This is a genomic window from Kitasatospora sp. NPDC023118 (assembly GCF_055560875.1).
This window is the reverse complement of sequence record NZ_JBVHHW010000010.1, coordinates 146,367-169,300: the sequence shown is the minus strand read 5'-3', so window position 1 is coordinate 169,300 and position 22,934 is coordinate 146,367. Positions and strand designations below refer to the sequence as shown.

Genomic DNA, 22,934 nt, shown 5'->3' with positions numbered 1-22,934 from the left:
CCCGCCGCGAACGTTCGCGGCGGGCCCCCGGTCGTGCTGACGGTCGGTTACTGCGCCGGGATGATCGTGGTCAGCCACTCGAAGGCGCTGGGGACCATCCGCTTCCACATGTCGGTGGTGTGCGGGCCGGTGCTCTCCTCGACCTGGACCTTGGTCGGCTCCTTGGCCGCGGCGGCGATCGCCTGGCCGTCCTCGTAGCCGTCGCCCTTGGCGCCGCTGACCAGCAGGGCGACCTTCGGCGGCTGCTGGGCGGTCTTGAGGATGTTGACCGGGTTGTTGGCCTCGCGCAGCTTCGCGTCCTTGCCGACCAGCGAGTCCGGCTCGCTCGCGGGGTCGTTGTAGCCGGACATCGCGATGGCGGCGCGGTAGCGGTTCGGGTGGGCCAGCGAGAGCTTGGCGGCGCAGTGGGCGCCGGCCGAGTAGCCGGCGATCGCCCAGCGGTCCGCGGACGAGTCGGCGCGGAAGTTGTCCATCACCATCTGCGGGACGTCGCGGGTGATCCAGGCGTCGGCGTTGATCTTGCCGGGGATGTCGGTGCAGCCCGCGTCCTGGTGGCTGCCCAGCAGCAGCGTGCGCGGCGAGACCAGGATGAACGGCGCGACCTTGCCCTGCTGCATCAGCGGCTTGAGCTGCTCGGACACCTTGAGGGTGCCGTACCAGGTGGAGGAGGAGCCGGGGTAGCCCGGGATCAGCTCGACCACCGGGAACTTCTTGTCCTTGAACGCCGGGTCGTTGTACTGCGGCGGCAGCCAGACCAGCACCTCGCCGTCGACGCCGGAGACCTGGCCCTTGAGCTCGGTCTTCTGGACGTCGCCGGGCACCGCCGGGTCGTTCACGCCGCCGAACTTCTGCAGCACCTTCGGGGGCTGCTTGCCGGCGTCGCCGGACTGGCCGTTCTGGGCGTTGCCCCCGGCCGGGTCCGCCGGCGGCACCGAGGGCACCGCGCGGACGTGGTCACCGGTGCCGAGCAGGTCGTCCCAGTTGCCGTAGATCAGGTTGGCGTTGTTGACCATCACGAAGACCATCAGCACGGCCGTGACCTGACAGAACATGATCATGACGATCCGGGAGAGGACCCGCACCGGATGGGGGCCGCGCACCTTCCCCCAGAACAGCAACGCCACTGTGATGGAGACCGGCACAAGAATGACGGTGAGGATGAAGAATGGCGTACCTGTCAGTTCCATCAAGTTCTCGTATCCGGGTCGCTCGCCGCCCGGGCCCCACTCGCCCGGACGCGCGTCAATGGCATCAGACGGCTGAGAACCGATGATCGGTTGCCATCCGAATCTGTGCGGAACCTGAGAGGAACATCACGTTGCGGTGATGCCCCAGCTTCGGATCGGCGCCTAGTCTGCCACCCGGACGGCCGTGGTCCGGACCAGATGTTCAGCGAACTACCAGGAAGGTCCCCCGGGGCACCTTACCTCCCGCGCCGTACGCGCCGCCGGGCGAGGCGGTGTGATCGCGCGCCGCCGGGCCAGAGAGACTATGGGGATGAGCACAACCCGCTTTCGCCCGTCCCGCCGCTTCTGGCCCGTGTGCGCCGTCCTGGCCCTCGCGGTCACGGCGGCCGGCTGCAGCAGTACCGGAGGCAGGCGCGCCGAGGAGGCCCGCGCCAAGGCCGCGGCCGCCGGCGGCAGCGCCGTCACCACCCCGCGCTGGAAGGTCGCCATGGTGACCCACGCCGGTGCCGGCGACGCCTTCTGGGACAGCGTGCGCAAGGGCGCCGAGCAGGCCGCCGCCAAGGACAACATCACCTTCCTGTACTCCAACGACGCGCAGACCCAGAACCAGGTCCAGCTCGTCCAGGCCGCCATCGACCAGAAGGTCGACGGCCTGCTGGTCACCCTCGCCAAGGGCGACGCCATGGCCGACGTCCTCGGCAAGGCCAAGGCGGCCGGCATCCCCGTGATCACCATCAACTCCGGCCAGGAGTTCTCCGCCAAGTTCGGCGCGCTCACCCACATCGGTCAGGACGAGACCACGGCCGGCCAGGCGGCCGGCGCGGAGCTGGCCTCCCGCGGCCGCAAGAACGTGCTCTGCGTGATCCACGAGCAGGGCAACGTCGGCCAGGAGCAGCGTTGCTCCGGGGCCCAGTCCAAGGCCGGCGCCACCTTCCAGGTGCTCTACGTCAACGGCGTCGACATGCCCGACGCCCGCGCCGCGATCTCCGCCAAGCTGCAGTCCGACCCGGGCATCGACACCGTGCTCACCCTCTCCGGCCCGATGGCCGCCACCGGGCTGCAGGCCGTCCAGGACACCCACCGGAACGTCGAGCTGGACACCTTCGACCTCGGCCAGCAGGTGGTGGCCGGCCTCAAGTCCGGCAGCGTCGGCTTCGCCGTCGACCAGCAGCCCTACCTCCAGGGCTACGAGGGCGTCGACCTGCTCTGGCTGTACAAGTCCAACCTGGACATGCTCGGCGGCGGCAAGCCCGTCGCGACCGGCCCGCAGATCCTGACCAAGGACAACGCCGACGCGCTCGCCGAGTACGTCGCGAGGGGGACCAGGTGAGCACCCCCGACCTCCTCGCCCGGGACGGCCTGCTCCAGGACCGCCCGGCGGCCTTGCGACGGCTCCTCGCCCGCCCGGAGCTCGGCTCGCTGATCGCCGCCGTCGCGGTGTTCGCGGTCTTCGCCACCACCGCCGAGCCCTTCCTGCGGGTCTCCTCGCTCGGCACCGTGCTCTACGCGGCGTCCACCATCGGGATCATGGCCGTACCGGTCTCGCTGCTGATGATCGGCGGCGAGTTCGACCTGTCGGCCGGCGTCCTGGTCACCACCGCCGCGCTGACCTCCTCGATGGTCTCGTACCAGTTCACCGCGGTCACCTGGGTCGGCGTCCTGGTCTCGCTGGCGACCACGCTGGCGATCGGCTGGTTCAACGGCTGGATGCTCGGCCGTACCAAGCTGCCCAGCTTCATCGTCACCCTGGGCACCTTCCTGATGCTGACCGGCGCCAACCTGGGCGTCACCAAGGCGATCTCCGGGACGGTCTCCACCGAGTCGATCGCGGACATGCAGGGCTTCGAGTCCTGCCGCTGGCTGTTCGCCTCCGAGGTCACCGTCGGCGGACTGACCGTCAAGGCGACCGTCTGGTGGTGGCTCGGCCTGCTCGCGGTCGGCAGCTGGGTGCTGCTGCGCACCCGCTTCGGCAACTGGATCTTCGCCGTCGGCGGCGACGCGGCCGCCGCCCGCGCGGTCGGCGTGCCGGTGGCCCGGACCAAGACGGTGCTCTACCTGGGCGTCGGCTTCGGCGCCTGGGTGCTCGGGCAGCACCTGCTGTTCTCCTTCGACACCGTGCAGTCCGGCGAGGGCGTCGGCAACGAGCTGATCTACATCGTCGCGGCGGTCATCGGCGGCTGCCTGATCACCGGTGGCTACGGCTCGGTGGTCGGCTCCGCGCTCGGCGCGCTGATCTTCGGGATGGCCAGCAAGGGGATCATCTACGCCCAGTGGAACCCGGACTGGTTCAAGTTCTTCCTCGGCGCGATGCTGCTGCTGGCCGCGCTGCTCAACGCCTACGTCAAGCGCCGGGCGGAACGGGGGCCGCGATGAGTACTGAGCTGCTGTCTCTGGAAGGCGTCGGCAAGACCTACGGGACGGTCCGGGCGCTGCAGGACGTCTCGCTGACCCTGCGGACCGGCGAGATCAGCTGCGTGCTGGGCGACAACGGGGCCGGCAAGTCCACCCTGATCAAGATCATCGCCGGGCTGCACCAGCACGACGAGGGCCGCTACACCGTCGGCGGTGAGGAGGTCCGCCTCGACTCCCCGCGCCAGGCCCTGGACCGCGGCATCGCCACCGTCTACCAGGACCTCGCGGTCGTCCCGCTGATGCCCGTCTGGCGCAACTTCTTCCTCGGCTCCGAGCGGGGCATGCGCCGCTGGGGCGGCCTGCGGCTGGACGCCGACGGCATGCGGGCCACCACTCGCGAGGCGCTCGCCAGGATGGGCATCGACCTGCACGACGTCGACCGGCCGATCGGCACCCTCTCCGGGGGCCAGCGCCAGTGCGTGGCGATCGCCCGTGCCGTGCACTTCGGCGCCAAGGTGCTCATCCTGGACGAGCCGACCGCGGCACTCGGCGTCAAGCAGTCCGGGGTGGTGCTCAAGTACGTCACCGCGGCCCGCGACGCCGGGCTCGGCGTCGTTCTGATCACCCACAACCCGCACCACGCCTACCTGGTCGGGGACCACTTCACCCTGCTCAAGCGGGGGCGGATGGCCGGCAGCCACCCACGTGCCGAGATCGGCCTGGAGCAGCTCACCACCGAGATGGCGGGCGGCTCCGACCTCGCCGAGCTCTCGCACGAGCTGGCCCGTCCGGGTTCCGCCGAGCCCCGCGTCGACCCAGATCCCCGTGATCCCCGTGATTCCAGTGATCCCCGAGATTCCCGTGAGGAGCGTCCGCAGCCGTGACCAGCCCCCAAGGCAGCACCCGGCCGGCCGTCCTGCCCACCCTGCTCGGCCTCGGCCCGCGCGCCGAGCGCCGGCGCCGCGCCCTGCCCGCGGGGGTACTGCGGCTGCCCACCATCGGCGTCGACATCGGCGGCACCAAGGTCGTCGCGGGAGTCGTCGACGGGGAGGGCAAGGTGCTGGAGAAGCTGCGCACCGACACCCCCCACAAGAGCAAGAGCCCCAAGGTCGTCGAGGACGTCATCGTCGAGCTGGTGCTGGAGCTCGCCGACCGGCACGACGTCCACGCGGTCGGCATCGGCGCGGCCGGCTGGGTCGACGCCGACCGCTCCCGGGTGCTCTTCGCCCCGCACCTCAACTGGCGCAACGAGCCGCTCCAGCAGGTGCTCAGCGAGCGGCTTCGCTTCCCGGTGATCGTGGAGAACGACGCCAACGCGGCCGCCTGGGCCGAGTGGCGCTTCGGCGCGGGGCGCGGCGAGGACCACATGGTGATGCTCACCCTGGGCACCGGCATCGGCGGCGCGGTCGTCCGGGACGGCTACGTCGACCGGGGCAAGTACGGCCTGGCGGGCGAGTTCGGGCACATGCAGGTGGTGCCCGGCGGCCACCGCTGCCCGTGCGGCAACCGGGGCTGCTGGGAGCAGTACTCCTCCGGCAACGCGCTGGTACGGGACGCCCGTGAGCTGGTCGCCGAGGAGTCCCCGGTGGTGCAGCCGCTGCTCGCACGGGCGGGCGGCACGGTCGAGGGCATCACCGGGCCGTTGGTCACGGAGGCCGCCCAGGACGGCGACCCGACCGCGACCGAGCTGCTCTACGAGGTCGGCACCTGGCTGGGCGTGGGCATCGCCAACCTGGCCGCCGCCCTGGACCCGGGCCGCTTCGTCATCGGTGGTGGCGTCTCCGAGGCCGGGGACCTCCTCATCGGGCCGGCCCGCGACACCTTCCGCCGCACCCTCACCGGCCGCGGCTTCCGCCCCGAGGCCACCATCGTCCATGCCGCGCTCGGCAACGAGGCCGGGCTCGTCGGCGCCGCCGACCTGGCCCGTCAGGTCGCCCGCCGCTTCCGCACCATCAAGCGGCGGCGGGTGGAGCGCAGCACGCTGTAGCTGTAGGGGCGGGGCGCCTCGGGGTGGGGCGGCGGGGCGCTGGCTGCGGGTTCGGCCGTGGGCCCCGGGCGGAGCCCTGGCGGCGGACAACTTTCAGCTGACAGATTTCAGCGAACAGATTTCGTCTTCTGTTCGCTGAAATCTGTCAGCTCTTCGCTGTTTCCTGGCGTTCTGCCGGTCGCGGCGCCCCCGCCGTCTTGCCGTCCGTCGCCGGGTCAACTGCCCATCGACAGTGATGCGGTGTGGTTGTCGGATCACTCCTCCTATGGAACAACTGATGAGTTGACGTCGACCCAGGAGGACTCGGATGAGGGCTCTGACCCGTCTCGCGCCATCGCTGCTGCTCGCCACCGCCCTGGTGTGGGCCACCACTGGGCCGGCCGGGGCCGCGGCGCCGCCGACGAAGGCGCCCGAGGCGGTGGGGTGGGGCGGAGCGGTGGCCAGTGTGGACGCCGACGCCACCGCGGCCGGGATCGAGGTGCTGCGCAAGGGCGGGAACGCGGTGGACGCGGCGGTCGCGGCCGCGGCGGCGCTCGGGGTGACCGAGCCGTACTCGTCCGGGGTCGGCGGTGGCGGGTACTTCGTCTACTACGACCACGCCACCGGCCGGGTGCACACCATCGACGGCCGCGAGGTGGCCGGCCGCACGGCCGACAGCGGGCTGTTCCTGGAGGACGGCAAACCGCTCGCCTTCGCCGACGCCGTCACCAGCGGCCTGTCCGTCGGTGTCCCCGGCACCCCCGCCACCTGGGATTCCGCCCTGCGCCAGTGGGGCACCCGCTCGCTCGCCCAGAACCTCGAACCCGCCGAGCGGATCGCTGAGAACGGCTTCGTCGTCGACGACACCTTCCGTGGCCAGACGGCCGACAACTACGACCGCTTCAAGGACTTCCCGGCCACCGCCAAGCTCTACCTGCCCGGCGGCAAGCCCCCCGAGGTCGGCACCGTCCTGCGGAACCCCGACCTCGCCGCCACCTACCGGCTGCTCGCCAAGGATGGCGTGAAGGCCTTCTACCAGGGCGAGTTGGCCAAGGACATCGTCAACACCGTGCAGCACCCGCCGGTCGACCCGGCCTCGGGCCGCAACGCCCGTCCCGGGAAGGTCGACACCGCCGACCTGTCCGCCTACCAGGTCCGCAGCCAGGCGCCCACCCACGTCGCGTACCGTGACTACGACGTCTACTCGATAGCCCCCTCCAGCTCCGGCGGCACCACCGTCGGCGAGGCGCTCCACATCCTGGAGGACGGCGACCTCTCGACCTACAGCAGCACGCAGTACTACCACCACTTCCTGGACGCCTCCCGGATCGCCTTCGCCGACCGCAACCGCTGGGTCGGCGACCCGGCCTTCAGCGACGTCCCGACCAAGCAACTGCTCTCCGAGCGCTACGCCGCCTCCCGGGCCTGCCTGATCAGCCCCGACCACGCCCTCACCAGCCCGCTCGCCCCCGGCGACCCGCGCCACCCGGCCGACTGCGCCGACACCGGCCAGGCCGTCGCCGAGCCGTACGAGGGCCCCAACACCACCCACCTGACGGTCGCCGACCGCTGGGGCGACATCGTCTCGTACACCCTCACCATCGAGCAGACCGGCGGCAGCGGCATGACCGTCCCCGGCCGGGGCTTCCTGCTGAACAACGAGCTGACCGACTTCGACTTCGCCCCGCTCACCGCGGGCGTCCCCGACCCCAACCTGCCCGGCCCGGGCAAGCGGCCGCGCTCCTCGATGTCCCCGACCATCGTGCTGCGCGACGGCGAGCCGCTGCTGGCCACCGGCAGCCCGGGCGGCGCGACCATCATCACCACCACCCTGCAGGTGCTGCTCGGGCGCCTCGACCGCGGCCTGAGCCTGGAGCAGGCCATCGCCGCACCGCGCGCCAGCCAGCGCAACACCGTCGCCACCCAGGCCGAGCCCGGCTTCCTGGCACTGCCCGAGCGGTCCGAGCTGGAGGGCCTCGGGCACCAGTTCACGTCCGTGGCCGAGATCGGAGCCGCCACCGGCGTGGAGCGGCTGCCGGACGGCCGCTGGGTGGCCGCCGCCGAACCGGTGCGGCGCGGCGGCGGCTCGGCCGCGGTGGTCCGACCCGCGGGCTGATCGGATCGGCCTGTCAGCGGCGGGCGGTATGTTCGGGGTGGGCCTCCCTCGGGGGCCCGCCCCCGTCCGTACCGACCGAACCACCGGGAAGGCCGCCCGCCGTGACCGTCCGCATCGCCACCTGGAACATCAACTCCGTCACCGCGCGGCTGCCCAAGCTCCTGGAGTGGCTGGAGAGCGCCAAGCCCGACGTGCTCTGCCTCCAGGAGCTCAAGTGCGCGGCCGACGCCTTCCCGTACGACGAGGTCCGTGAGCTCGGCTACGAGACGGCCGCGCACGGCACCGGCCGGTGGAACGGCGTCGCCATCGTCTCCCGGCTCGGCCTGGAGGACGTCGTGCGCGGGCTGCCCGACCAGCCCGGCTTCCTCGCCGACGGCGCCCTGCTGCCCGACGTCGAGCCGCGCGCCATCGCGGCCACCTGCGGCCCGGTCCGGGTCTGGTCGGTCTACGTGCCCAACGGCCGGGAGGTCGGCCACGCGCACTACCACTACAAGATGGAGTGGCTGGAGGCGCTGCGCAAGGCCGCCGTCGAGGACGCGGCCGGCCCGCGCCCCTTCGCCGTCCTCGGGGACTTCAACATCGCTCCCACCGACGAGGACGTCTACGACGTCGCCGCCTTCGAGGGCCTCACCCACGTCACCCCCGCCGAGCGCGCCGCGCTGGAGGCGCTCGACGGGATCGGCCTGCACGACGTGCTGCCGCGCCCGCTCAAGTACGACCGCCCCTACACCTACTGGGACTACCGCCAGCTGGCCTTCCCGAAGAACCGGGGCATGCGGATCGACCTCACCTACGCCAACAAGCCCTTCGTCGACGCCGTCACCGACAGCTACGTCGACCGCGAGGCCCGCAAGGGCAAGGGCACCTCGGACCACGCCCCGGTCGTGGTCGACCTGGACCTCTGAGTCACGAGAATCACGCTGGGTGACGGGCCGTCGCTCGAATGGTCCAGAGCGGTGGCCGGGCGCGAGGTGCCTGCCTACCGTCGGTGAATGACCGGGTGCAGTTGAAAGACCACGTGGACATGGGAGTCCCTGGCTGCGCCCGAGAATCCCGGAGGTTCCGGCATGCGCCCCATGCGTACGGCCGCCGCCGCCCTGATCGGCGCGACGCTGCTGACCGGTCTGACGGCCCCCCTCGCCTCAGCCAGGGACGGTGCGGCCTCGGTCAGCCCGTCCCGGGCCGCACCGGGCCAGACCGTGACGGTCACGGTCTCCTGCGAGAAGTCGGACAAGCCCGACGCCAAGACCGTCACCGCGCACTCCGCCGCCTTCGAGGGTGGCCCCGCGACGCTCACCCTGGGCGCGGACGGCAAGCACACCGGCTCCGCCCGGCTGGCCTCTCAGCACCAGGGGGACAGCAAGGTCGACGGCACCTGTCCGAACGGCAGCGCCTTCTCGACCAGCGTCACGGTCACCACCGCGGCGGGCATCAGCCCTGACAAGGGCCTCGGAGACTGGGGCAAGGCCGCGGGGGAGTGGGCCGGCTCGCTCGGCCAGTCCGGTGTCGGCAGCCAGCAGGTCGCCCCGAACGGCGCGGTGAATTCCGGCCTCGGCGGTTCGGTCGCGGGCAACCCGGCGGAGCTGGCCGGCGGTCTGGCGCTGGTCGTGGGCGGTGTCGGCGGCTTCTGGCTGCTCCGGAGGCGCGGTGCCTGATGGCCCCTTCTCCTTCGCGTCGACGCGTCGCGCCGCCGGACCCTGACGGGACCGGCGGCGCGGTGGTGCGTCAGACGGCCGCCCGCTCCTGCCGCTCCTCGTGCTGGAGGATGCCGCTGGCCAGCAGGTACTGGGCCAGGACGTACGTCGCCATGATCCAGAACTGATGCCCCGGCAGCTCGCGCCACTTCGCCAGCTGGGTGGCGATCAGCGTGTCGGACAGCAGGAACAGCGCCCCGCCCAACCCGGTCCGCCAGCCCAGCCCGGCCGAGGTGACGGCCGTCGAGGTGAGCAGCAGGCTGTAGCCGGCCACCGGGACCTTCAGCTCCCCGAGGTCCGGCCAGAGCTGACTGACCAGGCCCACCCAGGCCGTCGCGTACGCGGCCGCGACCACCAGTGTGCGACGGCGGTCGGTGAGCGCCCCGCGCTGGACGAACATCGTCACGTAACAGACGTGCGCGGCGGCGAAGGAGCCCATGCCGGCCAGGAACGCGGGGTCGTTCTTCAGCTGCAGCAGCACGTCCCCGCCCGCGCTCGCCAGCAGCGCCGGCGCCAGCAGCTTCGGCGCCTGCCGCCCGGCTGTCGTGGCCGCCGTCACACTGTGCGCGGCCAGCAGCGGCATCAGGGCGGGCTTGGTGGCGTTCTGCACCATCGAGGCACCGGACAGGATCGAGCCCAGGTGCGCCGCGGAGGTGGCCGCGAAGCCGCCGAGCAGGCCGGTGGCCGAACGCAGGCGCCCGCCGAGGCCGGTGGCGCGGGTGGTCGTACGGATACTCATGCGGCTGCTGCCTCCGGACTCGCTCGGGCGGGGATCCACCGACCCTAAGGGAGCCGACCGGGCCGGGAAAGAGCAGGTTACCGGTGCGTAACCCGAGCCGGGTGCGGCGGATGACGGGACGGCCGGGTGGCGGAGGGCTCGCGGCCGCTTCGAGGGCTCTTGCGGAGAGTTCCCCAGGAGGGCGGTTGCTGCCACCGGGTGACCCGGTCACCGTCTAGTCTGGATCCCGACATGGAGCAGCAGGAGTACGCGGTCGGCGCCACCCGGGTGGCCGTCGGCGGGCCGGACGGACGCACGGGCGGGGCAGGACGGGGAACCGCCGACGCCGTCCTCGCCGTACGCGAAGCCGGCTCCCCGCGGGGCTCCTTGCCGGACTCCTCGCAGGGCTCTTCGCCGGACGCCTTGCCGGGCTCTTCGCCGGACGCCTCGCCGGCCTCCGGGCCGGACTGCGATCCCGCCGATGCTGACGCGCTACCTGAGCCCGCCCCCGAGGGCGGTGCTGACGGCCCGCAGGCGACCGGGGAGGTCCTCTCGCCCGACCCGGGACTGCTGCGGCTCGCCCACTGGTTCGCCGCCGCCACCCCCGGCACCGCGGATGACCTGTGTACCGCCTCCTTCGGTCTCTACCCCGCCCGCCACCTCGGCGCCCCCGCCGAGCCCGCCGACCCCAGCGTCAGCTGGTGGCACGGCCCGACCGCCCACGGCGCCACCGTCCCGCGCGCGCGTGAGGCCCGGACCGACGGCGGCCTGCGCCGCGCCCGGCGCGACGAGGCCGCACTGCCCGTCGTCCGGTCAGGCGCCAAGCCAGGCAGGCCCGGCAGGCACCGCAAGCCGGAGCGGCTCCGGGCGCTCCCGGGCGCGACCTCCGGCTCGCGGGATCGTTCCGGTGCGGAGCTCCCGGACGCCGAACGCCGCATCGCCGCCCGGCTGCTGCTCGCCCACCCGCTGGTCACCGCCTCCGGCCCGCACGCCGACGGCTTTCCGCTGATCCGCCGTCACCGCGACTGGCTCACCGAACGCTTCGACACCCTGCTCGGTTACCGCCTGGTCGTCGGCCCCTGGCACGCCCGGCTCTGCAAGGCTGGCCTCGGCCCCGGCGCCGCCCGCCGCCTCGAACACCCCACCACCGGCGCTCCGTTCACCCCGGCCGGCTACGCCCAACTCGCGCTTGCCCTCGCGCTGCTGGTCGACGCCCCCCAGCAACTCCCGTACGGGCGGCTGCTCGACGCGATGCGCGCCGCCGCGCCCGAACTCGCCGCCGCGCCCGCCGACCTCGCGATGGCGCTCGCCGCGCTCGCCACCTGGCAGGTGCTCGGCGAACTGCCCTCCGACCCGGCCGACTCCGCCTTCGTGCTGACCGTCGACCGCGAACTCGCCCGCGCCGTCCCGGCCGGTCCGCCCGCCCTCGCCGACGACGCCGCCGACCTCATCCGCCGCGCCGCCGAGGCCGAGCCCGCCACCGCCGTCCGCCGTCTCCTCGCCGAGACGCCCGCCGTCCTCGCCGCCGACCTCCCCGAGGACCGGCGCAGCTGGCTGCACGAGCACCGGCTCAGCGGCCCGGCCGCGCTCGCCGAATTCCTCGGCCTGGAGACCGAGCTGCGGGCCGAAGGAGTCGCCCTGCTCGACCCGGCCGCCGAACTCACCGACCTCGCCCTCCCCGGTACGGGCACCCTCGCCCAGGCCGCCCTGCTGTTGGTCGAGCGCCTGGTCGAGGAGGTCCGCCCGCTGCCTGGTGAGACCGCCGAGGGCGACGTCCCGATCGCGGACGCCCTGATAGACGGCGTCCTCGGCGACATCACCGACGAGTACGGCCTCCCCACCCACTACCGCGCCGACCGCACCGCCCTCCGCCGCGACGCCCTCGACCTCCTCCACCGCCTCGGCCTCATCACCCCCACCCCCCGCACCACCTGGCTCCTCCGCCCCCCGGCCGCCCGCTACGCCCCGGCCCCCGACCTCCACCCCACCCCCGGCACCGGCCGCCACTCCCGACCGGCCACCCCACCCCCGGCGGCGGCACGCGCGGAGCAGCGGGCGTAGAAGAAGTCGGCACCGCCCGCCCGTGCAGGCGGGAGCGGCGCTCAGAGCAGTGTGAGGCGGCCGCCGTCGGTGCTCCTCCCTCGTGCACATGTGCGGCCTGCGAGGACGCGACGCTCGCACGGGAGGTCGACCGGGCCTACTTCTCGCGCTACGCGCTCGCCGCCCCGGCCAAGATGAACCATAGGAAGTCGGCCAGGCCGCGCCGAGTCGGTGGCCCGGGAAGCAGCGGGCCAGGGGAGTCCGCCGTCGAGGTGCCCCGGCGGTCGGTGGCGACTGCCCGTAGGGCGTCGAACCTTCCGGGGGCGGGGACGCGAAAGCACCGCGTCCGGGGTGGACGGCGGTGCTGGGTGGGGCCGGCTACTTGCTGGCGGTGGTGGTGGCGGCGAGGGGGCCGTGTTGGAGGGTTTCGACCGTGGCGCCGACGCCGAGGGTGCCGAGGGCGACGGAGGCGAGGACGGCGGTGCAGGCGAGGAGGCGGCGGTGGCGCTGGGGGAGAGGGAAGCGCGGTTCCTGGTAGGGCGCCTGAGGGCTGGCGTTCATGACAGGAAGGCTCTCAGGGCGGTGTGAACGGTCGGTACGCGCGGGTGAAGTCCGGACGGGGGTTGGGCGTCGGTTGGCCGCATACGCCCCACCGGGCCGGCGGGGGGGGGCGTGTGTGCTGGTCAGCGGGGTCGTCCGCGTTCGGTGAGGGCCTCGCCGACGGCGTCGCGGAGGCCGTGGGTGCGGTGGAGGCGGGAGGGTTCGGCGGCCGGGTCCTCGCGGAGTCGGTCAGCGGGGCGGCAACCGCCGTCGCATCGTCGCGGCGACCTTCACGCCTTGGTGGATCCCGGTGGGGTCCTACGTCCCGTCAGGTCGTCGAAGGGGGCGTCAGGCCGCCTGCTTCTCGCTCGGCTGGTGCGTGGCGGCGAGGTAGCGGGAGAGCGCCTGGCGGCTGCGGGTGAGGTCGTCGATCCGGGCGTCCAGGTCGGCGAGTTCGCCGCGCAGGGTGGCGACCAGGTTCGGGCAGGCCTCCAGCACGGGCATCGGGCCGGTGGCACAGGGCAGCAGTTCGGCGATGACCCGGGTGGACAGCCCGGCCGCGAGCAGGCTGCGGATCTGCCACACCCGTACGGTGTCCTCCTCGCCGTACTCCCGGTAGCCGGCCGTGGTGCGGGCGGGCTGGAGCAGGCCCTGCTCCTCGTAGTAGCGGAGCAGGCGGGTGGACACCCCGGTCAGGCGGGCGAGTTCTCCGATGCGCATGATCGGAGAACTCGGCCGGTGGCCGGGGTGTTCCCGCCCGTCTCAGGCCTTCACGAACTCCAGCATCACGTCGCGCAGTTGGGGCAGCGCGTCGATCGTCGGCAGGTGCCCGCCGGGGAGTTCGACGGAGCGGGCGCCGGGGATGCCCGAGGCCAGCAGGCGGTGCTGGGAGGGCTGGACGAGCATGTCCTCGGCGGTGCCGACGACGGTCGTCGGGACGGCGATCGCGGCCAGTTCCTCGCGCACGTCGACCCGGGCGGCGAGCCGGAACTGCTGCCGGAAGCCCGCAGGCAGCGGGGACTTGAGCGCCTCCTCCAGCTCCGCGCGCTGCTCGGAGGGCAGTGCGTCCACCCAGCTGTTGCCGAAGACGACGGTGAGCATCAGCCGGGCGAGGTCGGCCGGCCGGTCCGCGAGGTCGACCATCAGCTCCGAGAGCACGCTCAGCCGCGCCGAGCCGCCGGCCACGCCCGCGAGCAGCAGCAGCGAGCGGACCCGCCCGGGGTGACGGGTGGCGATCCGGACCGCGACGGCCGCGCCCAGCGAGAAGCCGGCCAGGTCGAAGGTGGACAGGCCCTCCTCGTCGGCGGCGGCGACCAGCCGCTCGGCGAGCTCGTCGAGGGTGGGCTCGCCGGGCTCGTACGGGCTGTCGCCGGAGCCGGGGTAGTCGGGGGCGACGACGGTGCGGTGCGCGGCGAGGTCGGGCAGCAGCGGGCCCCAGTTGTCCCGGGCGCTGCCGGCGGCGCCGTGGGCGAGCAGCAGGCCGGGGCCGGAGCCCTGGACGATCCGGGCGAGCGGGGCGAACGGCGTGGTGGTGGACGGCATGACGGCCTCCTCGGTGGGGCGGGCGGGACCGCGGGATTGCTCCGACAACGGGAACGCTAGGAGTTCACACTGGTGAGAAGGTCAAGTGGAGAAAGTGGAGAACCAGGGCGGCCGTTCGATCGGAGGATCAAGTCGCCGTGGTTACGTAACGCGCTGGAGCGCCTACGCTGAGGGAAGGAGCGCCGTCCGGACAGTGTCGTCCGGATGCCGCCGCGCTCCGCCGCCGGGGCGCTCGCCGTGCCCGTGTTGGCCGCGCCGGTGTTCGCCCCGGGCCGGGCGGCCGCCGAGGAGGTGCCCAGGCCCGTGTCCGGAATCGTCAAACCGCTTCCTGCCGAGTGGTTCGTCCCGCGCGACACCAACGCCGAGATGCGCTGGGACGCGCTGCGCGACGCCGACGGCAAGGCCGCGATCGGCCGCCATGTGCCGACGGAACGGTTCTTCGTCCGCAACCACACCGGCACCCCGCTGATCGACCCGGACGGCTGGAGGCTGAGGCTGTTCGGCAGCGGCCTGCGCGGCGCCCCGACGGCCGGTCGGGCGGTCGAGTTCGGCCTGGAGGACCTGCGGGCGCTGCCGTCGACCAGGATCGACGCGCTGATCGAGTGCGCCGGCAACGGGCGCAGTTACTACCGCAGCCAGCAGCACCAGAGCGTGCCCGGCACGCCGTGGACGCTTGGCGGCGTCGGCTCGGCGAGCTGGCGCGGGGTCCGGCTGGCCGAGGTGCTGCGGGCGGCCGGGCTGACCGACGACGCGGTGGACCTGCTGCCGGTCGGCCTGGACCCGGACTACGTGGTCGGTGGCGAGAACTACGGCCCGGTGCGCCGCCCGCTGCCGGTCGCCAAGGCGCTGGACGACGTGCTGCTCGCCTACGAGATGAACGACGAGCCGCTGACCCCCGACCACGGCGCGCCGGCCCGGCTGGTGGTGCCCGGCTGGGTGGGCATCGCCTCGATCAAGTGGGTCGGCAGCATCGAGGTGGCCGACCACCCGCTCCAGTCGCCGTGGAACACCGACTTCTACCGGATGTTCGGCCCGGACTACCCGCCCGGCGGCGGCGCTCCGCTCAGCACCCAGGTGGTCAAGTCGGCCTTCGAACTGGCCGTCGGCGCGGTGCTGGAGGCCGGGCGCGAGCACCGGCTGCACGGGCGGTCCTGGTCCGGCGCCGCCCCGGTGGACCGGGTCGAGGTGAGCACCGACGGCGGCCGGACCTGGCGGCCCGCCGAGCTGCGCGAGGAGCCGCTCGCCGACAACTGGACGCGCTGGAGCGTCGACTGGCGCCCCGAGCGACCCGGCCCGTACGAGCTGCGCGCCCGCGCGACGGACCGCCTCGGCGGCGGTCAGCCGGAGCGGGCGCCGTTCAACCGGGAGGGCTACCTGTTCGGTGCGGTGGTGGCGCACCCGGTGACGGTGGTCTGAGCCTGCGGTGCTCTGAGCCCGCGTGCCTGAGGCTCAGCCGGTGGACTGGACCTCGTACGGGGCCGGGTAGTGGGTCTCGTACGGGTTCAGCACCAGCCGCACCACGTCCTCCAGCCGCCGCCGGGCGTCCCCTAGGGTGGTGCGGCCGGTCACCCAGGCGGTCAGCTCCCCCTGCCAGGCGTGCGCGACGATGTGCCGCACCAGGTCGCTGGCCGCTGCCGGAACCTCGGCCGTCACCGCCTGCAGGGCCGCGCTGTCGGCACGGGCCATCCCCTGCAGGGCCTCGCTGGCGAAGGGGTCGGTGGAGGCGGCGACGGCCACCCGCAGGCGGGCCAGCTCGGGTTGCCGCTGGTAGGCCCGCATCCCGCCCCGGACGAACCGGACCGCCCGGTCGGTGGCTCCCAGCCCGGCGCGGGGTCCGCGCAGCTCGGCCACCAGGTCGGCCAGCAGCAGGCGGTGCCACTCGGCGATCGCCGCCGCCAGGAGGTGGTCCTTCGAGGAGAAGTAGCGGTACGCCGTCCCCAGGGCGACTCCGGACCGCTCGCAGACCTGCTTCATCTGCAGCCGCTCGACGCCGATCTCGTTCACCAGGGCGAGCGCGGCCGCGATCAGGCTTTCGCGGCGTTCGAGCTGACGCGGAGACATCGCCTCCACCGGCCGTGGTGACAGGTCAACCTTGGTCACCCGCACCATGATACGGGCCGGGGCCGCTCAGGAGTATGACGCCGACCGGCCCCCTTACGTTCGCCCGGTGGCCACCGCGGTGTCCGGGGGCCTGCGCCGGCTAGGGCAGCCTGCGGATCAGCGCTTCCTGGACGGCCGAGGCGACCAGTCGGCCGTCCCGGTCGTAGAACTCACCGAGCGACAGGCCCCGGCCGTCCGAGGCGGACGGGCTGCGCTGGGCGAACAGCAGCCATTCGTCGGCCCGGAACGGGCGGTGGAACCACATCGCGTGGTCCAGCGAGGCCATCAGCAGCCGGGGCGGCTCGGTGCGCTGGAAGAAGCTGGGCTGCTCGTGCAGCCCGGCGGTGGACGCCAGAGTGAGGTCCGACAGGTAGGTGAGCGCGCAGGTGTGCAGCAGCGGGTCGTCGACCGGGAAGGGGGTGGCGATGCGCACCCAGACGAACTGCTGCGGCATCCCCGGGACGGTGGGCGGCACGCCCGGGGCGTCCGCCGGGACGAAGCGCAGTTCGAGGTCGCGGAAGCCGTCGGAGGCCTTGATCGCGGCGCGCAGCTCCTCGTCCCATTGTGAGAAGGCGTCGGGCAGGGTCTCCGGGGCGGGCACCGGCGGCATCTCGCGGTGGCGCTCGCCGGTCGGCTCGGGGCGCTTGAAGGAGGCGGTGAGGCTGAAGATCTCGTTCCGGTCCTGCACCGCGCGGACCCGGCGGGTGGCGTAGGTGACGCCCTCGCGCAGCCGCTCGACCTCGTAGTCTATCGGCCGGGTCGGGTTTCCGGGCAGCAGGAAGTAGCTGTGCAGCGAGTGCACCGCGCGCTGTCCGTCGCAGGTGCGCCCGGCGGCGGCGAGGGCCTGGGCGGCGACGTGGCCGCCGAAGGCGCGCATCGGGGCCCCGGCATGGCAGTGCCCCCGGAACGTGTTCTCATCCAGCTGCTCGATCTCCAGCAGTTCGGCGAACGGGGCGGCCGGGCGGGGCGCCTGCTCGGCCGGGATCTGCTGTTCGGTCAGGTCGGTCACCGGCCCATAGTGGCAGATGCCAACCGTGTGGCGGTGTGACCGGGGTAACGCTTTCGAGGGATAGAACGTGTTTCATTCCATGGTGGTCCCGACGGGCTGTCAGGCCCGTCACCGAGTGTGCTCCGCATGACGCGATCCGCACACGCGTACGCTTGCGGCCCTGCTGCGGGTCGGGCCCGGCACGGACCCGGAGGTGCTGGGGGCCGCTGAGGCGCTGACCTCGCCGGCCGGACGGTGGCTGGCGCACTGGCGGTGGCGGAGAGCGGCGGGTCGGGGCGGGTGGCGAAGGAGGCCCGGGGGCTGCGGGATGTGCTCGCGGGGTGACAGGTGACGGGTGGCCTGCGACGGGTAACGAGTGACGGGTGACAGGCTACGGCTGTCAGCGAACAGATTTCAGATGACAGAGTTTGAAATCTGTTCGCTGAAATCTGTTGCCGGTTCGCGCACCTCTGTCCGTGCCGCTGTCCGCCCCTCCGTCTGCGCCTCGGCGGTGACCAGCGGCTCGATCCCGCGCGGGGCCGCCGCCACCGCGCGCCACCAGAGCCGCAGCGCCGGCGGGTCGGCGGGTTCGAAGGGCTTGCCGGGGCGGGGCACCACGAGGTGGGCGCCGAGGGTCTGGGCGGCGATGACGACGCGCTCGGCGGGTTCCTCCCACGGGTGGGTCGCCAGGTTGAAGGTGCACCAGTGGATCGGCAGCAGCAGCTCGCCGCCCAGATCCAGGTGCGCCCGGACGCCCTCCTCGGGGGTCATGTGCACCTCGGGCCAGAACTCGCTGTACGCGCCGACCTGCATCATCGTCGCGTCGAACGGCCCGAGCCGGCGCCCGATCTCCGCGAAGCCAGGGAAGTAGCCGGTGTCCCCGCTGTGGAAGATCCGGTGCCCGCCGCCCGCGACCACCCAGGACGCCCACAGGAACAGCGTGCTGGTGCGCGGCCCGCGGCTGCAGTAGTGCCGGGCCGGCGTGGCGGTCAGGGTCAGCCCGGCGACCTCGGCCGACTCCCACCAGTCCAGCTCGACGATCCGCGCCGCCGGCACCCCCCAGTGCTCCAGGTGCGCCCCGACCCCCAGCGGCACGGCGAACACCACGCCGCTGCCGATCAGGGCCCGCACGGTGGCCATGTCGAGGTGGTCGTAGTGGTCGTGTGAGACCACCACCACGTCCACCGGCCCGAGTTCGGACAGCGGCAGCGGCACCGGGTGCATCCGCTTGGGCCCGGTCCAGGCGAACGGGGAGCAGCGCTCGCCCCAGACCGGGTCGATCAGGACGCGCCGCCCGCCGATCTCGGCGAGCACCGTGGCGTGCCCGAGCCAGGTGAGCCGCAGCCCGGACTCCGGTGGCGTGGCCAGGTCGGCCGGCAGCAGCCGGTGCACCGGCACGGCGGCGGTCGGCGACCGGCGGGTTTTGTCCCCGGCCAGCTGGGCGCGGGTGATCTCCAGCGGGCTCCGCTCGTACACCAGGCGGCGGGTCGGCACCGGGTTGCGGAAGGCTCCGTCGACGAACTGGGGCGAGCGGCGGATCCGGGCCAGCCGCTCGCCCCGGGGCTCGGCCCCGAAGGCGTCGGTCCGGACCCGGTGCCAGGCCGCGCGGGGGAGTCCGGCCAGGCCCGGGACGGCGCGGTCGGCGGCCGGCCCGGCGGACGACGGGGCGAGCTGTGAAGTCAGACCGGCGAGGCGGGAGAACCACGGGACGGGGCGGGGCACGGCTCCTCCAGGGACGGTCACGGCTACCGGGCATGCCGGGGCGCGCACCCAAGGGGCAGATGAGGCCACTGCGGTACGACAACCATCTCGTCGGAGACTACGCGCCGTGGGCCGTCCGGACCTGGTGGAGAGTCCCGCACGGTCCAATCGGCGTACTCGACGCGGGTCGCGGTACCGCGCCGGCGCTACGCGTAGAAGCGGGTGATCGCCTCCGCGACGCAGTGCGGCTTGGCGCTGCGCTCACTCGTGATGGTGAACCGGACCACCGCCTGGACCCCGCCCGGCACCTCGGTGGCCGAGATCAGCTCGGCGGTGGCCCGGATCGCCGTACCCACCGGCACCGGGGCCGGGAAGCGCACCTTGTCCGAGCCGTAGTTCAGCGCCATTCGCACGCCCTCGACGCCGTAGCACTCCTTGGCCAGCACCGGGATCATCGACTGGGTCAGGTAGCCGTGTGCGATGGTCGAGCCGAACTGGCTCTCCTTCGCCCGCTCCGGGTCCACGTGGATCCACTGGTGGTCCCCGGTCGCCTCGGCGAACAGGTCGATCTGCCGCTGGTCGATGGTGTGCCACTCGCTGGTGCCCAGTTCGGTGCCCACGGCGGCGGTCAGTTCGGCGAGGGAGGCGAAGGTCGTCACGGTGCGCTCCTGGAGAGGGACGGGCCCGGCAAGGGGTCAGGACGCCGGAAGCGTATGCCTACCCGCCGGTTTCTGTCAGGAGCCGACGGCGAGAGCACCGACGACGAGAGGAAGGCGAGGGGGGCTCAGGGCCGTAGCACCGTTCGCCCCAGCGGGCCCGGCTCCCGCGAGCCCTGCCCGGTCGGGAACAGTCGCCGCCCGCTGACCAGCTCCGGCACCAACGCGATGAACAGCGGCTCCGGGTCCCCCACCCACGGCCGCAGCCCGGAGCGCAGCACCCGCCGCACCTGCTCGGGGTCGCTCACCGCGTCGGCCCGCCCGTGCACCAGCACGCTCCATCCGGTGCGGGTGACCGGGTCCAGCAGGTCCGCCTGGAAGGCCACCACCGTGCCGTCAACCCCGCGCGCGGTGGCACTTCCCCGGCGCACGGCGAGCACCAGTCGCCCGTCCAGGACCTCGAAGGAGACCGGCAGGACGGCCGGCAGCGCGTGCTCGGTGTACACCACGCGCCCGACGGGCACGGTGCTGAGCAGCCGCAGGCACTCGGCCTCGCTCAGGGTCTCCACACGGTCCTCACGCTCCATGCGTCCGATCGTCCTCCGGTCGGTACGCGCGTCGATAGGGCCCATGGTCCCTGAGCGGACGGGCCGGGAGCCCCGTCGGCGGCCGCCCGGAGCGGTAGCCTGCCCGGCGGGTGGAGGAATGGTGGAGGAGGGGGCGGACGGATGGCCGGCGGGGTCGATCTGGTGGTGATCGGGGCGGACGGCGGGCCGGACCGGGCGTACGGCGGTTCGGCGCGCGCGCCGGAGGGGGCTCGGCTGCTGGCCGAGGTGCTGCCCGGGATGTGCTTCGACACCGGCGCGGCCGGCTGCCGGGTCCTCGGTACGGCGCCGGACGCGGACGCCAACGCGATGCTCACCGCCGTCCGGGACGCGGCCCAGCACCCGGGTCGCTGGCTGGTGGTCTGCCTGGTCGGCCAACTGGTCGCCGACCCGCGCGGGCGCCGGCTCGCCCTGGTCACCGGCGGCAGCACCGCCGCCAACGCCTACCGGCGCGGCCTGGCCTGGGACTGGGTGGTCAGCGCGATGGTGCACGGTGACCACGAGGAGGCGCTGCTGCTGGTCGACGCGGTGGCCGACCGGGACACCTGGGCGGCGCTGGAGCGCGGCGGAGAGGACAGCGCGGGTGAACTGCTCAGCTACTCCCGGGTCCCGCTGTGGGGCCGGATCGGCCGCTACACCCCGGGCAGACGCGGCCGGGACGCCGTACTGCCGGGCGGCGAGGGCTCGTTCAGCCGGGCGCTCACCACCGTCCTGCGCCACGGCGTCCCGGGTGCCCCCGCGGCCGTCGCCCCGCTGGACCTCCAGCCCGCCGTCGCCGGGTTGCTGGACGGGGGGGAGTCGGCCGGTAGTTCGGGTGCGCCGGTCGCACGTCTGCTCGTTCCGCCGCACGGCGGACGCCTGTTGATGCGCAATCGGGCCGCGGTTCGGGGCGCATTGGCCGGATTGTCGCTTTCCGAAGAACTGTTGGCCGTTCTGTGGCGGGAAAGTGCCCCGACGGAACCGCCTTCCGCGTAAGGTCAGGGGGCCTGAGGTGTTGCCGTGATGGGGTGGGTTGGCGAAGAATCGATCCCCAGCGGAAACACCCGTGGGACGGCGGAATTCTCCTGGCGGCCGTGGATCACGGATCGGCTCGGTCGCGACGAGGTGGGCGATGCGGCAGCGCGGAAATGTGTTGCGCCCTGGGGCGGTTGTGGTCGGTGGGGCGGTTCTGGTGTTGCTGCTCGGTGCTTGTGCGAGCGGTGGTGCCGACGGTTCCGTCGATCGTCTCGGGTCGCCCGCTCCCACTGTTGCGGGAGTGAACCCGTTAACCCCTTCGGGTGGTTCGGTAAACACCTCGATCGCGCCGACCGACGGTCCGGAAGGGGCCATGGCCCGGCTGGCGTTGAACACCTATCAGGACTGGTGGCAGGCGCAGGCCGAGGCTTTCGGGCGTGCGGATTCGGACGGTTTCTCGCTGCAGCGGTACTCCTCCGGGCGCGCCCTGTCGGACACCCTCGTCGGTCTCCGCCAACTGCACGACGCCAAAGTGGTGATGACCGGAACGCCGCGCAATTCGGCGGTGGTCAAGTCGATCGATCTGAAAGCCGATCCGCAGACGGCGGTGATCGAGGACTGCGTCGATCTGTCCAGCTGGCACCGCGTCGATGCCGTCACCGGGGCCGTGAAGGATCCCGGGCAGCGCTTGAACCGGTACGTCGCGACCGCGTCCCTGCGCAGGTTCCAAGCACATTGGCTGATCTACGAGTTCACACGGGAGGTGGACCGGACATGCTGAACGCGCGGAAACCGGCCGGGCGGTTCGCGGTCGTCGCGTCGTTGTCCGCCGGGTTGCTGCTGTCCTCGGTGGTGACAGCGACGGCGGACGAACCGCCGAGCGGCGGGGCCGAACAGTGTTTCCCGAGCGTGATCTGCGCTCACGCCAATTCCGGCGGAAACACGCCCGCGCCCGGAGCGTCGAACCCCGGCGGGAGCAGTGGCGGCGGGTTGGACACCGGTCCGCAGGTGTGCAGCTACCACGACGTGCAGTGGGCGTGCCACGACCCGCAGTGGGGCTGGTTCAACAGCGACCAGGGGTGCTACTTCCGTCCGCTGGACCAGCAGCTCCCCGAGAGCGACGACGCGTGGAAGGGGCACAAGGCCTCGGAGGGCTCGCTCTACTCGAAGGTCTGCCCGCAGACGAACGGCGGCCAGGACGGCGCCCAGATCGAATTCGTGCCCAACGGGCCGAACGGGCAGCCGCCGAAGACCCTGGCACAGCTCAAGCAGGAGGCCTTCGACCAGGTCAGACTCCCGGCGCCGGTGGGCCGGGTCGCACCCGACGGGACGGCGGTGGTCAACGCGCCGGTCTGGCTCTGGGCCCAGAACGCCACGCCGCCCAAGCAGGGGTACGCCGAGTCCGGGGGCGTCTCGGTCACCGTCACGGCCCGACTGACGGGCACCACCTGGGACTTCGGCGACGGCGGGACCACGGAGTGCGTGACGGCCGGGACGCCGTACGACCCCAAGTACGGCGCCGCCAAGTCCCCGGACTGCGGCTACGCGTTCAAGGTCGGCTCGGGTACCAGGCAGAACGGCGTCTTCGGCGCCACGGTGACGACGCACTGGGCGGCCGACGTGGTCGTCAAGGGGCCGCAGCCGGCGACCTACACGATCGACGGGCTCAAGCAGGACAGCGAACCCTTCACGGTCAGGGTCGCCGAGGTGCAGGTCCTCAACTGACCGTGCCACCAGCGCGATTCGAGCACTGACGAGCGATCCGGAAGCGAACG

Annotated in this window: 22 protein-coding genes; 12 read left to right on the top strand and 10 right to left on the bottom strand. The window is 73.0% G+C overall.

What is annotated here, in order from left to right:
* Positions 1-47 precede the first annotated feature (47 nt).
* Positions 48-1,187 (bottom strand): alpha/beta hydrolase, encoded by a 1,140-nt coding sequence (locus ACZ3UD_RS15520; RefSeq protein ID WP_465586707.1) that lies wholly within the window; start codon positions 1,185-1,187, stop codon positions 48-50.
* 310 nt (positions 1,188-1,497) lie between these two features.
* Here ACZ3UD_RS15520 and ACZ3UD_RS15515 point away from each other — a divergent pair, with 310 nt between their 5' ends.
* The 7 genes from ACZ3UD_RS15515 (at position 1,498) to ACZ3UD_RS15485 (ending at position 9,276) form a co-directional block, all read left to right on the top strand.
* The gene (locus tag ACZ3UD_RS15515) at positions 1,498-2,517 is read left to right on the top strand and encodes a substrate-binding domain-containing protein (protein WP_465586705.1); all 1,020 of its coding nucleotides are present in this window, start codon (positions 1,498-1,500) and stop codon (positions 2,515-2,517) included.
* Positions 2,514-3,560 (top strand): ABC transporter permease, encoded by a 1,047-nt coding sequence (locus ACZ3UD_RS15510; RefSeq protein ID WP_465586702.1) that lies wholly within the window; start codon positions 2,514-2,516, stop codon positions 3,558-3,560. Before ACZ3UD_RS15515 ends, ACZ3UD_RS15510 begins: the two co-directional genes overlap by 4 nt.
* A complete protein-coding gene (locus tag ACZ3UD_RS15505; RefSeq protein ID WP_465586699.1) occupies positions 3,557-4,423 on the top strand; it encodes an ATP-binding cassette domain-containing protein in 867 nt (288 codons plus the stop codon). The genes ACZ3UD_RS15510 and ACZ3UD_RS15505 overlap by 4 nt, the downstream gene beginning before the upstream one ends.
* Positions 4,420-5,526: an ROK family glucokinase gene (locus ACZ3UD_RS15500; RefSeq protein ID WP_465586696.1), complete on the top strand. Its 1,107-nt coding sequence runs from the start codon at positions 4,420-4,422 to the stop codon at positions 5,524-5,526. Before ACZ3UD_RS15505 ends, ACZ3UD_RS15500 begins: the two co-directional genes overlap by 4 nt.
* Positions 5,527-5,833: 307 nt before the next feature.
* A complete protein-coding gene (gene ggt, locus ACZ3UD_RS15495) occupies positions 5,834-7,621 on the top strand; it encodes a gamma-glutamyltransferase (protein WP_465586694.1) in 1,788 nt (595 codons plus the stop codon).
* Between the two features lie 101 nt (positions 7,622-7,722).
* Positions 7,723-8,526, top strand: a complete 804-nt coding sequence (locus ACZ3UD_RS15490) for an exodeoxyribonuclease III (protein ID WP_465586691.1) — start codon at positions 7,723-7,725, stop codon at positions 8,524-8,526.
* Between the two features lie 162 nt (positions 8,527-8,688).
* Complete coding sequence (locus ACZ3UD_RS15485; RefSeq protein ID WP_465586688.1) at positions 8,689-9,276, top strand: hypothetical protein; 588 nt, start codon at positions 8,689-8,691, stop codon at positions 9,274-9,276.
* A gap of 70 nt (positions 9,277-9,346) precedes the next feature.
* Here the strand turns inward: ACZ3UD_RS15485 and ACZ3UD_RS15480 are convergent, their stop codons facing one another.
* Entirely contained in the window at positions 9,347-10,054 is a 708-nt protein-coding gene (locus ACZ3UD_RS15480) for a lysoplasmalogenase (protein ID WP_465586686.1), read from the bottom strand.
* Positions 10,055-10,285: 231 nt separating this feature from the next.
* Between ACZ3UD_RS15480 and ACZ3UD_RS15475 the strand changes: the two genes are divergently transcribed.
* Positions 10,286-12,094 (top strand): DUF2398 family protein, encoded by a 1,809-nt coding sequence (locus ACZ3UD_RS15475; protein ID WP_465586683.1) that lies wholly within the window; start codon positions 10,286-10,288, stop codon positions 12,092-12,094.
* A gap of 357 nt (positions 12,095-12,451) precedes the next feature.
* Here ACZ3UD_RS15475 and ACZ3UD_RS15470 read toward each other — a convergent pair whose 3' ends face one another.
* The 3 genes from ACZ3UD_RS15470 to ACZ3UD_RS15460 form a co-directional block, all read right to left on the bottom strand.
* Complete coding sequence (locus ACZ3UD_RS15470) at positions 12,452-12,634, bottom strand: hypothetical protein (protein WP_465586680.1); 183 nt, start codon at positions 12,632-12,634, stop codon at positions 12,452-12,454.
* A gap of 327 nt (positions 12,635-12,961) precedes the next feature.
* A complete protein-coding gene (locus tag ACZ3UD_RS15465; protein ID WP_465586676.1) occupies positions 12,962-13,333 on the bottom strand; it encodes a MerR family transcriptional regulator in 372 nt (123 codons plus the stop codon).
* A 42-nt stretch (positions 13,334-13,375) separates the two neighbouring features.
* Positions 13,376-14,155 (bottom strand): alpha/beta fold hydrolase, encoded by a 780-nt coding sequence (locus tag ACZ3UD_RS15460; protein WP_465586673.1) that lies wholly within the window; start codon positions 14,153-14,155, stop codon positions 13,376-13,378.
* 204 nt (positions 14,156-14,359) lie between these two features.
* On the opposite strand from ACZ3UD_RS15460, the gene ACZ3UD_RS15455 reads away from it, so the two are divergent.
* Positions 14,360-15,571 (top strand): sulfite oxidase, encoded by a 1,212-nt coding sequence (locus tag ACZ3UD_RS15455; RefSeq protein ID WP_465586671.1) that lies wholly within the window; start codon positions 14,360-14,362, stop codon positions 15,569-15,571.
* Between the two features lie 33 nt (positions 15,572-15,604).
* Here ACZ3UD_RS15455 and ACZ3UD_RS15450 read toward each other — a convergent pair whose 3' ends face one another.
* From ACZ3UD_RS15450 to ACZ3UD_RS15430, 5 genes are all read right to left on the bottom strand, one after another.
* Positions 15,605-16,255: a TetR/AcrR family transcriptional regulator gene (locus tag ACZ3UD_RS15450; RefSeq protein WP_387615530.1), complete on the bottom strand. Its 651-nt coding sequence runs from the start codon at positions 16,253-16,255 to the stop codon at positions 15,605-15,607.
* Between the two features lie 100 nt (positions 16,256-16,355).
* Positions 16,356-17,264: an acyl-CoA thioesterase gene (locus ACZ3UD_RS15445; RefSeq protein WP_465586668.1), complete on the bottom strand. Its 909-nt coding sequence runs from the start codon at positions 17,262-17,264 to the stop codon at positions 16,356-16,358.
* 393 nt (positions 17,265-17,657) lie between these two features.
* Positions 17,658-18,866, bottom strand: coding sequence for an MBL fold metallo-hydrolase (locus ACZ3UD_RS15440; RefSeq protein WP_465586991.1), 1,209 nt, complete (start codon positions 18,864-18,866; stop codon positions 17,658-17,660).
* A 284-nt stretch (positions 18,867-19,150) separates the two neighbouring features.
* Entirely contained in the window at positions 19,151-19,603 is a 453-nt protein-coding gene (locus ACZ3UD_RS15435; protein ID WP_380614796.1) for a MaoC family dehydratase, read from the bottom strand.
* 125 nt (positions 19,604-19,728) lie between these two features.
* The gene (locus tag ACZ3UD_RS15430) at positions 19,729-20,187 is read right to left on the bottom strand and encodes a pyridoxamine 5'-phosphate oxidase family protein (RefSeq protein WP_465586665.1); all 459 of its coding nucleotides are present in this window, start codon (positions 20,185-20,187) and stop codon (positions 19,729-19,731) included.
* 141 nt (positions 20,188-20,328) lie between these two features.
* Between ACZ3UD_RS15430 and ACZ3UD_RS15425 the strand changes: the two genes are divergently transcribed.
* The 3 genes from ACZ3UD_RS15425 (at position 20,329) to ACZ3UD_RS15415 (ending at position 22,884) form a co-directional block, all read left to right on the top strand.
* Positions 20,329-21,180, top strand: coding sequence for a hypothetical protein (locus ACZ3UD_RS15425; protein WP_465586662.1), 852 nt, complete (start codon positions 20,329-20,331; stop codon positions 21,178-21,180).
* 280 nt (positions 21,181-21,460) lie between these two features.
* Positions 21,461-21,940 (top strand): hypothetical protein, encoded by a 480-nt coding sequence (locus ACZ3UD_RS15420; protein ID WP_465586659.1) that lies wholly within the window; start codon positions 21,461-21,463, stop codon positions 21,938-21,940.
* Positions 21,934-22,884 (top strand): hypothetical protein, encoded by a 951-nt coding sequence (locus ACZ3UD_RS15415; protein ID WP_465586656.1) that lies wholly within the window; start codon positions 21,934-21,936, stop codon positions 22,882-22,884. Before ACZ3UD_RS15420 ends, ACZ3UD_RS15415 begins: the two co-directional genes overlap by 7 nt.
* The last annotated feature ends 50 nt before the right edge of the window (positions 22,885-22,934 follow it).

What these genes read in the sequence shown, in the direction of transcription:
- ACZ3UD_RS15520 (WP_465586707.1), bottom strand. Translation starts at nt 1,187, where the DNA reads ATGGAACTGACAGGTACGCCATTCTTCATCCTCACCGTCATTCTTGTG.
- ACZ3UD_RS15515 (WP_465586705.1), top strand. Translation starts at nt 1,498, where the DNA reads ATGAGCACAACCCGCTTTCGCCCGTCCCGCCGCTTCTGGCCCGTGTGC.
- ACZ3UD_RS15505 (WP_465586699.1), top strand. Translation starts at nt 3,557, where the DNA reads ATGAGTACTGAGCTGCTGTCTCTGGAAGGCGTCGGCAAGACCTACGGG.
- ggt (WP_465586694.1), top strand. Translation starts at nt 5,834, where the DNA reads ATGAGGGCTCTGACCCGTCTCGCGCCATCGCTGCTGCTCGCCACCGCC.
- ACZ3UD_RS15485 (WP_465586688.1), top strand. Translation starts at nt 8,689, where the DNA reads ATGCGCCCCATGCGTACGGCCGCCGCCGCCCTGATCGGCGCGACGCTG.
- ACZ3UD_RS15480 (WP_465586686.1), bottom strand. Translation starts at nt 10,054, where the DNA reads ATGAGTATCCGTACGACCACCCGCGCCACCGGCCTCGGCGGGCGCCTG.
- ACZ3UD_RS15475 (WP_465586683.1), top strand. Translation starts at nt 10,286, where the DNA reads ATGGAGCAGCAGGAGTACGCGGTCGGCGCCACCCGGGTGGCCGTCGGC.
- ACZ3UD_RS15470 (WP_465586680.1), bottom strand. Translation starts at nt 12,634, where the DNA reads ATGAACGCCAGCCCTCAGGCGCCCTACCAGGAACCGCGCTTCCCTCTC.
- ACZ3UD_RS15465 (WP_465586676.1), bottom strand. Translation starts at nt 13,333, where the DNA reads ATGCGCATCGGAGAACTCGCCCGCCTGACCGGGGTGTCCACCCGCCTG.
- ACZ3UD_RS15460 (WP_465586673.1), bottom strand. Translation starts at nt 14,155, where the DNA reads ATGCCGTCCACCACCACGCCGTTCGCCCCGCTCGCCCGGATCGTCCAG.
- ACZ3UD_RS15455 (WP_465586671.1), top strand. Translation starts at nt 14,360, where the DNA reads ATGCCGCCGCGCTCCGCCGCCGGGGCGCTCGCCGTGCCCGTGTTGGCC.
- ACZ3UD_RS15430 (WP_465586665.1), bottom strand. Translation starts at nt 20,187, where the DNA reads ATGGAGCGTGAGGACCGTGTGGAGACCCTGAGCGAGGCCGAGTGCCTG.
- ACZ3UD_RS15425 (WP_465586662.1), top strand. Translation starts at nt 20,329, where the DNA reads ATGGCCGGCGGGGTCGATCTGGTGGTGATCGGGGCGGACGGCGGGCCG.
- ACZ3UD_RS15415 (WP_465586656.1), top strand. Translation starts at nt 21,934, where the DNA reads ATGCTGAACGCGCGGAAACCGGCCGGGCGGTTCGCGGTCGTCGCGTCG.